The 12,250-nt window shown below is 70.1% G+C and carries 13 protein-coding genes; 7 read left to right on the forward strand and 6 right to left on the reverse strand.

Features of this window, described 5'->3' with window-relative positions; translation table 11 throughout:
- Nucleotides 1-226: 226 nt before the first annotated feature.
- Together G3I40_RS26805 and G3I40_RS26810 are read right to left on the reverse strand one after the other, a co-directional pair.
- Nucleotides 227-1,726, reverse strand: coding sequence for an aldehyde dehydrogenase family protein (locus G3I40_RS26805; RefSeq protein WP_164304731.1), 1,500 nt, complete (start codon nucleotides 1,724-1,726; stop codon nucleotides 227-229).
- A gap of 98 nt (nucleotides 1,727-1,824) precedes the next feature.
- Nucleotides 1,825-2,685, reverse strand: a complete 861-nt coding sequence (locus G3I40_RS26810; protein WP_164304733.1) for a helix-turn-helix transcriptional regulator — start codon at nucleotides 2,683-2,685, stop codon at nucleotides 1,825-1,827.
- A gap of 295 nt (nucleotides 2,686-2,980) precedes the next feature.
- Here G3I40_RS26810 and G3I40_RS26815 point away from each other — a divergent pair, with 295 nt between their 5' ends.
- Nucleotides 2,981-3,481, forward strand: a complete 501-nt coding sequence (locus G3I40_RS26815; protein ID WP_203644843.1) for an ATP-binding protein — start codon at nucleotides 2,981-2,983, stop codon at nucleotides 3,479-3,481.
- Nucleotides 3,482-3,566: 85 nt separating this feature from the next.
- Here the strand turns inward: G3I40_RS26815 and G3I40_RS26820 are convergent, their stop codons facing one another.
- Nucleotides 3,567-3,809: a DUF397 domain-containing protein gene (locus tag G3I40_RS26820; protein ID WP_164304737.1), complete on the reverse strand. Its 243-nt coding sequence runs from the start codon at nucleotides 3,807-3,809 to the stop codon at nucleotides 3,567-3,569.
- A 460-nt stretch (nucleotides 3,810-4,269) separates the two neighbouring features.
- Between G3I40_RS26820 and G3I40_RS26825 the strand changes: the two genes are divergently transcribed.
- The 4 genes from G3I40_RS26825 (at nucleotide 4,270) to G3I40_RS26840 (ending at nucleotide 7,317) form a co-directional block, all read left to right on the forward strand.
- Entirely contained in the window at nucleotides 4,270-4,806 is a 537-nt protein-coding gene (locus G3I40_RS26825; protein WP_164304739.1) for a DinB family protein, read from the forward strand.
- 17 nt (nucleotides 4,807-4,823) lie between these two features.
- Entirely contained in the window at nucleotides 4,824-5,465 is a 642-nt protein-coding gene (locus tag G3I40_RS26830; RefSeq protein ID WP_164304741.1) for a PadR family transcriptional regulator, read from the forward strand.
- Nucleotides 5,466-5,551: 86 nt separating this feature from the next.
- Nucleotides 5,552-6,499: an ATP-binding cassette domain-containing protein gene (locus tag G3I40_RS26835; protein WP_164304743.1), complete on the forward strand. Its 948-nt coding sequence runs from the start codon at nucleotides 5,552-5,554 to the stop codon at nucleotides 6,497-6,499.
- Nucleotides 6,496-7,317 carry an ABC transporter permease gene (locus G3I40_RS26840; protein WP_164304745.1) on the forward strand — a complete coding sequence of 274 codons (822 nt, stop codon included), beginning with the start codon at nucleotides 6,496-6,498 and terminating at the stop codon, nucleotides 7,315-7,317. The genes G3I40_RS26835 and G3I40_RS26840 overlap by 4 nt, the downstream gene beginning before the upstream one ends.
- 7 nt (nucleotides 7,318-7,324) lie before the next feature.
- Here G3I40_RS26840 and G3I40_RS26845 read toward each other — a convergent pair whose 3' ends face one another.
- Together G3I40_RS26845 and G3I40_RS26850 are read right to left on the reverse strand one after the other, a co-directional pair.
- On the reverse strand, nucleotides 7,325-8,743 hold the full coding sequence (locus tag G3I40_RS26845; RefSeq protein ID WP_164304747.1) for a glutamate decarboxylase: 1,419 nt from the start codon (nucleotides 8,741-8,743) through the stop codon (nucleotides 7,325-7,327).
- A gap of 41 nt (nucleotides 8,744-8,784) precedes the next feature.
- A complete protein-coding gene (locus G3I40_RS26850) occupies nucleotides 8,785-10,092 on the reverse strand; it encodes an ion channel protein (protein WP_164304749.1) in 1,308 nt (435 codons plus the stop codon).
- A gap of 206 nt (nucleotides 10,093-10,298) precedes the next feature.
- On the opposite strand from G3I40_RS26850, the gene G3I40_RS26855 reads away from it, so the two are divergent.
- Nucleotides 10,299-11,060 carry a MerR family transcriptional regulator gene (locus tag G3I40_RS26855; protein WP_164304751.1) on the forward strand — a complete coding sequence of 254 codons (762 nt, stop codon included), beginning with the start codon at nucleotides 10,299-10,301 and terminating at the stop codon, nucleotides 11,058-11,060.
- A 7-nt stretch (nucleotides 11,061-11,067) separates the two neighbouring features.
- Here G3I40_RS26855 and G3I40_RS26860 read toward each other — a convergent pair whose 3' ends face one another.
- Nucleotides 11,068-11,442, reverse strand: coding sequence for a YbjQ family protein (locus tag G3I40_RS26860; protein ID WP_164304753.1), 375 nt, complete (start codon nucleotides 11,440-11,442; stop codon nucleotides 11,068-11,070).
- Between the two features lie 135 nt (nucleotides 11,443-11,577).
- Here G3I40_RS26860 and G3I40_RS26865 point away from each other — a divergent pair.
- Nucleotides 11,578-12,250: VTT domain-containing protein (locus G3I40_RS26865; RefSeq protein WP_164304755.1), on the forward strand; the 673-nt coding region annotated here is incomplete at its 3' end.

Here is a 12,250-nt window from a genome sequence, read left to right on the forward strand (position 1 = left end):
ACCGCGGTTCCGGGCGGCAGCGCGCCGCGTCACGACCTCTCCACTGCCGCGCGGGGCGCGCGCTCGTACGCACCCCGCGCAACGCAGCCTCCGGCGCCCTCGCCCCCGGCGGGGCGCCGCTGATCACCCCGCGGCACAGCGGCACTCACCGGGGTCCCCGGCATCGACGGCAGATCCGAACGCCGCATCCGGTCATCCGGTCATCCGGCCATCCGGGGCAATACATCTAGAACGGGAACTGCGAGCGCCCGTGCTGCACCGAGATCCACTTCTGCGTCGTGAACGCCTCGACGGTCGCCTCGCCGTTCAGCCGGCCGAGCCCCGAGCGCTTCTCGCCGCCGAAGGCGACCAGCGGCTCGTCGTGCACGGTGCCGTCGTTGACGTGGATCATGCCCGTGTCGATCTGCTGGGCGAAGGCCACGCCGCGCTCGATGTCGCCGGTGTGCACGGCGCCGCTGAGCCCGTACGGGGTGTCGTTCGCGATCCGGACCGCTTCCTCGTCCCCGTCGAACGGGATGAGGAGCGCCACGGGCCCGAAGATCTCCTGGCGCAGCACGGGGGAGTCGGCGGGCAGTCCGGTCAGGACGACCGGCTCCACCAGGTTGCCGTCCACCGCGCCGCGGACCAGGGCCGTCGCGCCCTCGGCGAGCGCAGTCTCGACGACGCCCGAAATCGCGTCCGCCTGCGCGGAGTTGATGACCGGGCCGATGACCGTCTCCGGGTCGCGCGGGTCGCCCGACTTGAGGGTGGCGACCTTCGCGACGAACTTCCGCGTGAACTCCTCCTCGACCTTGCGGTCCACGAGGATCCGGTTCGCGGCCATGCAGACCTGGCCCTGGTGCACGTACCGGCTGAAGACCGCCGCGTCCACGGCGTAGTCGATGTCGGCGTCGTCGAGCACGGTCAGCGCGCTGTTGCCGCCGAGTTCGAGCACCGCGTGCTTGAACTGCGAGGCGCAGACCGTCGCGACGTGCTGGCCGACCTTGTCGGAGCCGGTGAAGGAGATGACCTTCGGCACGGGGTGGGTCAGCAGCGCGTCGCCGATCTCGGCGATGTCGGTGATGACGACGTTCAGGAGACCGGCCGGCAGGCCCGCGTCCTCGAAGAGCTTCGCGACCAGCGAGCCGCCGACGACCGGGGTGTTCTGGTGCGGCTTCAGGACGACGCCGTTGCCCAACGCCAGTGCCGGGGCAACGGACTTGAGGGACAGCAGGAACGGGAAGTTGAACGGCGAGATCACGCCCACCACCCCGACCGGCACCCGGTAGAGGCGGTTCTCCTTGCCGTCCACGGGGGAGGGGATGACCCGGCCCTGCGGCCGCAGCGCCAGCTGGACCGCCTCCCGCAGGAACTCCTTGGCGAGGTGCAGTTCGAAGCCGGCCTTGACCCGGGTCCCGCCGAGCTCGTCGATGATCGCCTCGGCTATCTCGCCCTCGCGCTCCTCGATCAGCCGCAGCGCGCGCTCGAAGACGAGGCGGCGCGCGTACGCGTTGGTCTTCGCCCAGTCCTTCTGCGCCCGCTCGGCCGCCCGGTACGCCTCGTCGACCTCCTCGGTCGTCGCGATGGTGATGGAGGCGAGCTTCTCCCCGTTGTACGGATTGAAGTCGATGATGTCCCACGACCCGCGCCCCGGGCGCCACGTCCCGTCGATGTACTGCCGGTCCAGTTCCGAGAAGTAGGCAGAGGGGGACGCGGGGGCGGACTGTGACGACTGTGAGGAGGTCATGCGGAAATCCCTTGCTGCAGCGCCGGACACCTGAGTGTCGACATCGTACGACCGACAGCTGTCAAGCATCGCAACGGACCGATCAACTGCCTTTGGATTTAAGCGAATTCGCTCAGAATGCGGCGCAGTAGTGCCGGGGTCTCGTCGGCCGGCGGGCACTCCTCGCGCAGATTGCGCATCGCCCGCTCGTACTGGGCGACGTCCTCGCGCTTGTCCAAGTACAGGGCGCTGGTGAGCTGTTCGAGGAAGACGACGTCCGAGAGGTCGGACTCCGGGAAGGTGAGGAGGGTGAAGGTGCCGGATTCGCCGTGGTGCCAGCCGTGGCTGAACGGCACGATCTGCAGGGAGACCTGGGGCAGCTCGGTGACCTCGATGAGATGCTCCAGCTGACCGCGCATCACCTCGGGACCGCCGTGCACCCGGCGCAACACCGCCTCGTCAAGCACCAGTTGGACCTCGGGTGCGCGCTCCGCGACCAGTAGCTTCTGCCGGGCGAGGCGCAGCGAGACCCGCCGGTCGACGTCCTCGCGGGAGGCGCCCCGCATGCCGCGCTCGACGACCGCGTGCGCGTACGCCTCGGTCTGCAACAGGCCGTGCACGAACTGTGCTTCGTACCCGCGGATCACGGACGCGGCGCCCTCCAGGCCGATGTACGTCTGGAACCAGCCGGGCAGCACGTCCGAGTAACTGTGCCACCAGCCAGCGACGTTGGCCTCTTTCACGAGCGAGAGCAGCGCGCCGCGCTCGGCCTCGTCGGTGACTCCGTACAGCGTCAGCAGGTCCTCTACGTCCCTCGCCTTGAAGCTCACCCGTCCCAACTCCAAGCGGCTGATCTTCGATTCGGAGGCGCGGATCGAGTAGCCGGCGGCCTCTCTCGTGATGCCGCGCGATTCCCTCAGACGCCGGAGTTGCGAGCCCAGCAGAATGCGCCGCACCACCGAGCCTCCCCCAGAGCTCAATACCTGGGGGGACCCCCACGACTCCCCTGCGGTCACGTCTCTTCATCCTCCCCATCGGTTCAAGTGCCGCAGTCTGCCACTAAAACGCACCAGCCCGTACTCGTTCGGTTACAGAAATGGAAAGATCGCGAAAGGCATCCGCAAGAAGTCGTAGGAAGAAATGAGCAAGAAGTGGTACGGGAACGGCCAAGTCCGGCGCGTGCACGTGCATCTGCCCTTGCATCCGATGTACGCATTCGGAACGATGGTCGTCACCACCGCTCGCTACGTACTGCGAATCTGGGGAGTGCCTCGCATGGGGACGAACGGATCGACCATGCTCGAGCCTTTGGACGCGTTACGGCGGGGCCTGCCCCCGCTCGACCCCTCCGCCGTCTCCAGTGCCGCGTCGTGCGCCCTGCCCGCCCGCTACGAAGCGGTGCGCTGCGCAAGGGAGTTCACCCGCAGGACCCTCGCCGACTGGGACGTACCCGAGCGCTTCGAGGACGTCTGTCTGGTGGTCTCGGAGCTGGTCACCAACGCCCTGCGGCACGCGCTTCCCGCCGAGGCCCGCTACGACCAGGACCCGCCGGTGCGGCTGCACTTGATGCGGTGGGCGTCCCGGGTGGTGTGCGCGGTGCGCGATCCCAGCAACGACAGCCCGGTGGCCGGGGACAGCGAGGACGTGGTCGACGACTTCGCCGCCGAGTCCGGACGCGGGCTGTTCCTCGTCGAATCGTTCAGCGACAGCTGGGGCTGGCATCCGCTGGCCGGCACGCTCAGCGGGAAAGTCGTCTGGGCCCTGTTCAGACTGTGAAGGCGCCCCCGTCCCAACGTACGGACGAGTAAGGGCAGTTGGGTCCCGTGTCTACGCGCGTCAGCGCCCCGGGGCCTACCGGCGGTCAGGGGCCGGACGTCAGATGGTCGAACTCGCCGTCCTTCACGCCGAGCAGCATGGCCTCTATCTCGGCGGGCGTGTAGACGAGTGCGGGTCCGTCCGGGAAGTTCGAGTTGCGCACGGCCACCCTGCCGCCGGGCAGCTTGGCGAACTCCACGCAGGATCCCTGTGAGTTGCTGTGCCTGCTCTTCTGCCAGACCACTCCGTGCAGTTCCGTGGCCGCCATGCCGTTGTACACGTGGTGCACGGTTCGCTCCCGGTGGTGCTGTAAGTGCTGCAACTGTGAACTGATCCTGTGACAGATGTTAAAGCGGGGGTCAACTGTCCCAACTGTCTTGGATCATAGCTGCGTTCATATGCCAATGCATGGGCAGATGCACGTGCACGCGGGGTGGCCCCGCAGTTACAGCTCCGCCAGTGTCTGCCCCCACGTTCGCACGACATGCGAACGCCGGCCCCCGTCCCTGATCTTCCGATCCCTCGCTCGCACCGGATCGTCCGGATCGCATCCCTCGTACACCCGGATCGCATCCCTCGTGCACAAGGAGGAGACGCGCTCCGCGGCCTTCCGGCTCCCGGGTCCTCGTGCGGGTCCATGTCCTTCCTGCCGCCGGGCCGGCCGGGCATAGCGGTCAGGATCTGTCCTACTCGCCCCGTAGCTTCGTCCTAGTCGAACCGAGCAAGCCGAGCGACGAGAGGCGGCCGTCATGGTCATGCACGTGAACCCCGAAGCCTGCGACGACGAGCGCGGGGCGCTGCTCGCCTTCATCGCCGAGCAGCGCGGCGGCATCCGCCGGGCGCTGCTCGGGTTGAGCGAGGAGCAGGCGACGTCGCGGCCGAGCGCCAGCGAGCTCTCCCTCGCGGGTCTGCTCAAGCACGTCGCCGAGGTCGAGCAGGGCTGGATCGCGCGCGCCCGGCAGGTCGCGCCCGACACCGAGCGCGATGCCACGAACTGGGGCGACAGCTTCCGCCTCGTCGGCGACGAATCGGTCAAGCAGTTCCTTGACTACTACGACGACGTGGCCCGCCGCACCGAGGAGTTCTTCCGGGCGGCGCCCAGCCTGGACGACACGTTCCCGCTGCCGGACCAGCCCTGGTTCCACGGCTGCCCCGCGGTCTCGGTGCGCTGGCTCGGGCTGCACCTGATCCGGGAGACGGCCCGGCACGCCGGCCACGCCGACGTCATCCGCGAGTCCCTGGACGGCAGGACGGCGTTCGAGCTGGTGGCGCTCGCCGCACAGTGACGTCCTACGCTGAGCGCATGTCAGCGATTCGCCTCCTGGTCCTCGGGGCCGTACGCCAGCACGGCCGCGCACACGGCTACCAAGTGCGCAACGACCTGGAGTACTGGGGCGCCCACGAGTGGTCGAACGCCAAGCCGGGTTCGATCTACCACGCCCTCAAGCAGATGGCGAAGCAGGGACTGCTGCTCGCGCACGAGGTCGCCCCGTCGACGGCGGGCGGCCCGCCGCGCACCGAGTACGAGATCACGGAGCAGGGCACGGACGCGTACCTGACCCTGCTCCGTGAGTCCCTGACGGCGTACGACCAGCGGCCCGACATCCTCTCGGCGGCGCTGGGCTTCATGGTGGACCTGCCGCGCGAGGAGGTCGTCGCCCTGCTCGAGGAGCGGGTGCGCCGCATCGAGGAGTGGCGCTCCTCGGTCACGCACTACTACACGCCCGAGGAAGGTCCCGAGCGGCTGGGCCACATCGGCGAGATCATGAACAACTGGGTGTTCTCGGCCGACACGGGCGCGGAGTGGACCCGGGGCCTGATCGGCCGCGTGGCGGGCGGGGCCTACACCTTCGCGGGCGAGGGCGAGCCGTTCGTGGGGGTGCTCGCCGAAGGGGAGGAGAACCCGTACGCGGCGGGGGACCGGTCGCCGGAGGACGACGGCTAATCAAGTTTGACGAATGGGATCGGGTCGGTTACCTTCGAACTCCTAGTCAAGTTTGACTAACGTGGGCGAGGGGTGAAGGGAGCCGGATGACGGACGCGATCGTGGCAGAGGGTGTGCGCAAGCGGTACGGGGACAAGGCGGCGCTCGACGGGTTCGGCCTGACGGTCGCCCGGGGCGCCGTGCACGGCGTGCTCGGGCCGAACGGGGCGGGCAAGACCACCGCGGTGCGGGTCATGACGACCCTGCTGCGCGCGGACGGGGGCCGGGTCGAGGTCGCGGGCCACGACGTGCGGCGCGATCCCGGCGCGGTGCGCCGCCGGATCGGGCTGCTGGGTCAGCACGCGGCGCTGGACGAGGAGTTGAGCGGACGGCAGAACCTGGAGATGTTCGGCCGCCTGTACCACCTGGGCGCGCGGCGCTCCGGGACCCGCGCCGACGCGCTGCTCGCCCGCTTCGGTCTCGCCGACACCGGCCGCAAGGCGGTCAAGGCGTACAGCGGGGGCATGCGCCGCCGCCTCGACCTGGCGGCGTCGCTGATCACCGACCCCGAGGTCCTCTTCCTCGACGAGCCGACGACGGGCCTGGATCCGCGCGGCCGCGCCGAGGTGTGGGACGCGGTGCGCTCGCTGGTCGGCGACGGCACGACGGTGCTGCTCACCACGCAGTACCTGGAGGAGGCGGACCAGCTGGCCGACCGGATCTCGGTGGTCGACCGGGGCCGGGTCGTCGCGGACGGCACCCCGGACGACCTCAAGGCGGAACTGGGCGGTGACCGGATCGACGTGGTCGTCCATGACGCGGCACAACTCCCGCGCGTGGCAGCGATGTTGACCCCGGATGCGACGGTCGACGCGGACCGCCGCCTGGTCAGTTCCCCGGTGAGCGACCGGATGGCCGCGCTCTCCGCCCTCGTACAGGACCTGCGGACCGCGGGGGTCGAGGTGGAGGACGTGGCGCTGCGGCGCCCGACGCTGGACGAGGTGTTCCTGCACCTGACGGGCGGCGCGCAGCGGACGAAGGAGGCGGCGGCATGAGTGCGTCCACGTCCGCATCCACGCGCACTCCTGCACCCGCTCCTGCGTCCTCGTCCCCGTCGCCGGGCTGGGCGCTGAGCGACTCCTGGACGATGACGCGGCGCGAACTCGCCCACTGGGCACGGCAACCCGTGCAGGTCGTCGTGGGACTGGTCTTCCCGGTCATGCTGCTCGTGATGTTCGGTTACCTCGTCGGGGGCGGCAAGGGGATCGCCGGCGATTACGTGGACTTCCTGGTCCCCGGGATGCTCGCGCTGACCATGGCGTTCGGCCTGGAGTCGACGATGCTGGCCGTCACCCAGGACCTCAACAAGGGGGTGATCGACCGGTTCCGGTCCATGCCGATGGCCAACGGGGCGGTCCTGGTGGGCCGTTGCACCGCCGACATGCTGCAGTCGACGGCCGCCCTCGTGGTCATGGCCGGGGTCGGCCACGCCCTGGGCTGGCGGGCGCACGGCTCGCTCGCCGGGTTCCTCGGCGCCTTCGGCCTGCTGCTCCTGCTGCGGTTCGCGATGCTGTGGATCGGCATCTTCCTGGCGATGGTCGCCGGCCGGCCGGAGCTGGTGCAGGCCGTGCAGATCCTGGTGTGGCCGGTCGGATTCCTGTCCAACGCCTTCACGGTGCCCGCGACCATGCCGGGGTGGCTCGGCGCGGTGGTCGAGTGGAACCCGATGTCGGCCACGGCCTCCTCGGTCCGCCACCTCTTCGGCAACCCCGGCGGCGCGGACGAGGTGCTCCTCGCCGTGGCCTGGCCGGCGGGGCTCGTGGCCCTGTTCTTCCCGCTGGCGGTACGGAAGTTCGCGGCGCTGAGCCGGTAGCCAGGGATCAGTGGTGGAACCCCGTGGCCGCGTCCCTGTCCCGGGTGAAGGGGTGCGGCTGGCTGCGCAGTTCCGGGAGGAGGCGTTCCAGGTCCTCGATCAGGAGCTGCGCCAGGTCCGAGGAGAAGCCGTTGCGGCACACGATCCGGAGCGCGGCCAGGTCCTCCCGGTGGGCCGGGAAGGTGTACGCGGGCACCAGCCAGCCCCGCTCCCGCAGCCGCCGGGACACGTCGAACACGTCGTACGCCTTGACGTCCGGCGCCGTCGTGAACGCGAACACCGGCAACTCGTCGCCCCGGGTGAGGAGTTGGAAGTCGCCGAGGGCCTCGATCCGTTCGGCGAGGCCGCGGGCCACGTCCCGGGTGGCCTGCTGCACCGCGCGATAGCCCTCGCGGCCTAGGCGCAGGAACGTGTAGTACTGCGCGACGACCTGCGCCCCCGGCCGCGAGAAGTTCAGCGCGAAGGTCGGCATGTCGCCGCCCAAGTAGTTGACGCGGAAGACGAGTTCGTCGGGCAGCGCGTCCGCCGTGCGCCACAGCGCCCAGCCGACGCCCGGGTAGACGAGGCCGTACTTGTGGCCGGAGGTGTTGATGGACGCCACCCGCGGGAGCCGGAAGTCCCAGACCAGGTCCGGGTCGAGGAAGGGGGCCACCATCGCGCCCGAGGCGCCGTCCACGTGCACCGGGATGTCGAGCCCGGTCTGCTCCTGGAGGGCGTCGAGCGCCGCGCACAGCTCGGCGATCGGCTCGTACGAACCGTCGAAGGTGGAGCCGAGGATGCCGACGACGCCGATCGTGTTCTCGTCGCACAGCTCCGCGGCGGCCGCCGGGTCCAGGTGGAAGCGGTCGCCCTCCATGGGGACCTGGCGCGCCTCCACCTCCCAGAAATTGCAGAACTTCTCCCAGCAGACCTGGACGTTGACGCCCATGACGAGATTGGGGCGGGCCTCGCGCGAGGGGTAGCGGTCGGCGTTCTTCTTCGCCCAGCGCCGCTTGAGGGCCATCCCGGCGAGCATGCACGCCTCGCTGGACCCGGTCGTCGAGCAGCCCACGGCGGCCGACGGGTCGGGCGCGTGCCACAGGTCGGCGAGCATCGCCACGCAGCGCTTCTCCAGCTCGGCGGTGCGCGGGTACTCGTCCTTGTCGATCATGTTCTTGTCCCGGCACTCCGCCATGAGGACACCGGCCTGCGGCTCCATCCACGTCGTCACGAAGGTGGCCAGGTTCAGGCGCGCGTTGCCGTCCAGCATCAGTTCGTCGTGGACGAGCTGGTACGCGGTCGTCGGCGCGAGCGGCCCGTCCGGCAGCCGGTGCTTGGGCGGCGCGTCCGTCATGCCGGCTGTCGGATCGGCCTCGCCGTAGAAGGGGTTGACGGACAGGCGGCGCTCGTCGGGCTTGTCGGACGGGCTCTGGTGCAGCGGCGACATGACGGTGACTCCTTTGCGTAGGAAGGGAAGCGGTCCCGGGCTCAGCGCAACGACTTCCCGTCCTGGGACAGTTGCATCTGCGGCTGTCCCGTCACCAGGAGCCAGGCGGGCAGTGACGCGATGCACATGAGGGCGATGATCGCGGGGGAGGCGACGAGCACCGCGGCCGTGAACAGGCTGACCCAGCCCGAGCGGGTGATGGCGAGCAGGACGCCGAGGACGCCCGCCGCGATGCCCACCGACGGGTTCACGCCGGACACCAGCGCGTGGGCGAACAGGCCGAACGCGGCGCCGACGAAGACCGCGGGGAAGATCCGCCCGCCCCGGAACCCGCAGGACGCGGCGACCAGCAGCGCCACCAGCTTCACCAGGGCCAGCGCGGCGAACGCCCCGGCCGAGCGGCCCGCCGGGTCCCCGGCGATCTCCTTGACCTCCTCCAGCCCCTTGAACAGGGTCAGATGGCCGCCCAGGGCGCCGAGCAGCCCGAGCACGAGACCGCCGGCCGGGAGCATCAGCATCGGGTGGCGCAGGCGGCCGAACGCGCCGTGCACGTACGGGAACGCGTGGACGGCGACCATGGTGAGCGCGGCTGCCGCGCACGCGACGACGATCGCGGACAGCAGGTCCGCCCAGCCGGGCCGGCCCAGCGGCGGGAGTCCCAGGTCGAAGGAGGGGGAGGCGACGAGCGTGGTGGTCAGCGCCCCCGCGGCGGCGGCGAGCAGCGGCCCGAAGAGGTTGTCCCACAGCGAGCCCTTGATCGGCAGCGGGCGGCCCGCCAGTGCCTCGGAGACGAGCAGCGCGGCGGCCACCGGGGTGCCGAAGAGGGCGCCGAGGGTCGCGGCGGAGGCCAGGTTCGGCCACAGCGCGCCGGGCGAGTCCGGCAGCAGTTTGCGGCCGAGCCAGAACATCAGGCCCACGTTCACGGCGATGATCGGGTTCTCGGGGCCGAGGCTCGGCCCGCCGGCCAGCATCAGGGCGGCGGCCAGGGCCAGGCCGGGCAGGACGTACAGCGGCAGCGGTTCCTCGCCGCCGAGGCCCATCGTCGCCGGGTCCGGGCCCGCGTGCCCCGGCGCCTTCCAGACGACGAGCCCGACCAGGACGCCCGTCAGGGTGAGCATGACGATGATCCACAGGGACGAGTACCCGCCGATGCCGAGCGCGTCGGGCAGATCGTCCCAGAGCACGCCCTGGAGGCGCTCGGCGATCCAGCTCAGGCCGAGGAAGAGCAGGCTGCAGCCGACGCCGACGACGATCGCGGGGACGACGAGGGGCAGCAGCGTCCGGGCGGAGACGGCGGGCGGGGCCGGGGGAGGTGCCGGGGGCGTCGCGGCGTCGACGGGATGGCTCACGGCGTCACCCTAAGCGGACATACGGTACATAACACCCGGAGGAATTCCGGAGGAATCCTCGGACGCCGTGCGTTCCCGCCGAACACCGCCGGATTCCCGTCGGCCGCCGCGGAACCGACTTGCACCTCACGTCACGTGAGGACCCAAGCTGATCCCCGTACGGCACGGAACACGGCGGGGCACGCACCCGGAAGGAGACGGCGCACATGAGTTATTCGGTGGGTCAGGTGGCCGGCTTCGCCGGCGTCACGGTGCGCACCCTGCACCACTACGACGAGATCGGCCTGCTCGTCCCGAGCGGGCGCAACCACGCGGGCCACCGCCGCTACGGCGAGGCGGACCTGGACCGGCTCCAGCAGATCCTCTTCTACCGGGAACTCGGCTTCCCGCTGGACGAGGTCCAGACCCTGCTCGACGAGCCGACCACGGACCCCCGCACCCACCTGCGCCGTCAGCACGAGGTGCTGACCGCCCGCATCGAGAAGCTGCAGAAGATGGCCGACGCCGTCGAGCACGCCATGGAGGCACAGAAGATGGGAATCCAGCTCACACCGGAAGAGCGCTTCGAGGTCTTCGGGGACAAGGACCCCGAGCAGTACCGCGAGGAGGCCGAGGAGCGCTGGGGCGGCACCGAGGCGTACGCCGAGTCGCAGCGCCGCGCCGCGAGCTACACGAAGGAGGACTGGAAGCGCCTGCAGGCCGAGGTCGACGACTGGAGCGCGCGCTACGCGGCCCTCGTCGCGGCCGGCGAGCCCGCGGACGGCGAGCAGGCGACGGACCTGGCCGAGGAGCACCGCGCGCACACCAGCCGCTGGTTCTTCGACGTCTCCTACGAGATGCACGTCTGCTTCGGCGACATGTATGTGGCCGACGAGCGCTTCAAGGCGTTCTACGACTCCATGGGCGAGGGCGTCGCCGAGCACCTGCGCGACGCGATCCACGCGAACGCGGCCCGCCGCGCGCAGTAGGAGAAGGTCACACGCTGGGCTCCTGGGCGATCACGACCGCGGTCCCGTACGCGCACACCTCCGCGGCCCCGTCCAGCGCCTCGGTCACGTCGAAGCGGAACATGAGCACGGCGTTGGCGCCCCGCGCCCGCGCCTGCTCGACCAGCCGCTCCATGGCCTGGTTCCGCGTCTCGACCAGCGTCTTGGTCAGGCCCTTCAGCTCACCGCCGATCATCGACTTCAGGCCCGCGCCGATCTGGCTGCCGAGGTGGCGGGAGCGGACGGTGAGCCCGAAGACCTCGCCGATGACCTGCTGGACCCGGTGCCCGGGGACGTCGTTCGTGGTGACGACGAGCACATCCGCCTGCGGACTCTGGCCGCCACCGAAATCTTCGATACCCATACGGACAGGTTTGCCACAGTTGCGCGACAGTGCATCCTGAGAGGGCCACTGGAACCTGGCACGGAAACCCGGCGTTGATAACTTTGCATCGCCATTGCCCATGCCTTCTTCACCACCCCTCAGGAGCCCGGACCCGTGACGACGCTTGCTCTCGGACCCAGTTGGCTGGACCCGGACCATCTGCTGAACACGTTCGGCATCTGGGGCCTGCTCCTGATCGTGTTCGCGGAGTCGGGCCTGCTGATCGGCTTCTTCCTGCCGGGTGACTCGCTGCTCTTCACCTGCGGCCTGCTCATCACGGCGGGCACGCTGGACTTCCCGCTGTGGGCGGCGATCGCGCTGATCTGCCTCGCCGCGATCCTCGGCGACCAGGCGGGCTACGTCTTCGGCAAGAAGGTCGGTCCCTCGCTGTTCAGGCGCCCGGACTCCAAGATCTTCAAGCAGGAGAACGTGACGAAGGCGCACGAGTTCTTCGAGAAGTACGGCCCCAAGTCCCTGGTCCTGGCCCGCTTCGTGCCGATCGTGCGCACGTTCACGCCGATCATCGCGGGCGTCTCCGGCATGAAGTACCGCTCGTTCATCACGTTCAACGTGATCGGCGGCGTCCTGTGGGGCGCGGGCGTGACGCTGCTCGGCTCCTGGCTGGGCAACATCGAGTTCGTCCACAAGAACATCGAGGCGATCCTGATCCTGATCGTCCTGGTCTCGGTGATCCCCATCGCGATCGAGTTCCTGCGGGCGCGCGGCAAGGCGAAGAAGGCCGCGGCGCAGGACCCGGGCGGCCCGTCGGCCGCGCAGCCCCCGGCCC

The organism is Streptomyces sp. SID14478, assembly GCF_010548525.1.
Taxonomy (GTDB): Bacteria; Actinomycetota; Actinomycetes; order Streptomycetales; family Streptomycetaceae; genus Streptomyces.

What these genes read in the sequence shown, in the direction of transcription:
- G3I40_RS26805 (WP_164304731.1), bottom strand. Translation starts at nt 1,726, where the DNA reads ATGACCTCCTCACAGTCGTCACAGTCCGCCCCCGCGTCCCCCTCTGCC.
- G3I40_RS26815 (WP_203644843.1), top strand. Translation starts at nt 2,981, where the DNA reads ATGGGGACGAACGGATCGACCATGCTCGAGCCTTTGGACGCGTTACGG.
- G3I40_RS26825 (WP_164304739.1), top strand. Translation starts at nt 4,270, where the DNA reads ATGGTCATGCACGTGAACCCCGAAGCCTGCGACGACGAGCGCGGGGCG.
- G3I40_RS26830 (WP_164304741.1), top strand. Translation starts at nt 4,824, where the DNA reads ATGTCAGCGATTCGCCTCCTGGTCCTCGGGGCCGTACGCCAGCACGGC.
- G3I40_RS26835 (WP_164304743.1), top strand. Translation starts at nt 5,552, where the DNA reads ATGACGGACGCGATCGTGGCAGAGGGTGTGCGCAAGCGGTACGGGGAC.
- G3I40_RS26840 (WP_164304745.1), top strand. Translation starts at nt 6,496, where the DNA reads ATGAGTGCGTCCACGTCCGCATCCACGCGCACTCCTGCACCCGCTCCT.
- G3I40_RS26845 (WP_164304747.1), bottom strand. Translation starts at nt 8,743, where the DNA reads ATGTCGCCGCTGCACCAGAGCCCGTCCGACAAGCCCGACGAGCGCCGC.
- G3I40_RS26855 (WP_164304751.1), top strand. Translation starts at nt 10,299, where the DNA reads ATGAGTTATTCGGTGGGTCAGGTGGCCGGCTTCGCCGGCGTCACGGTG.
- G3I40_RS26860 (WP_164304753.1), bottom strand. Translation starts at nt 11,442, where the DNA reads ATGGGTATCGAAGATTTCGGTGGCGGCCAGAGTCCGCAGGCGGATGTG.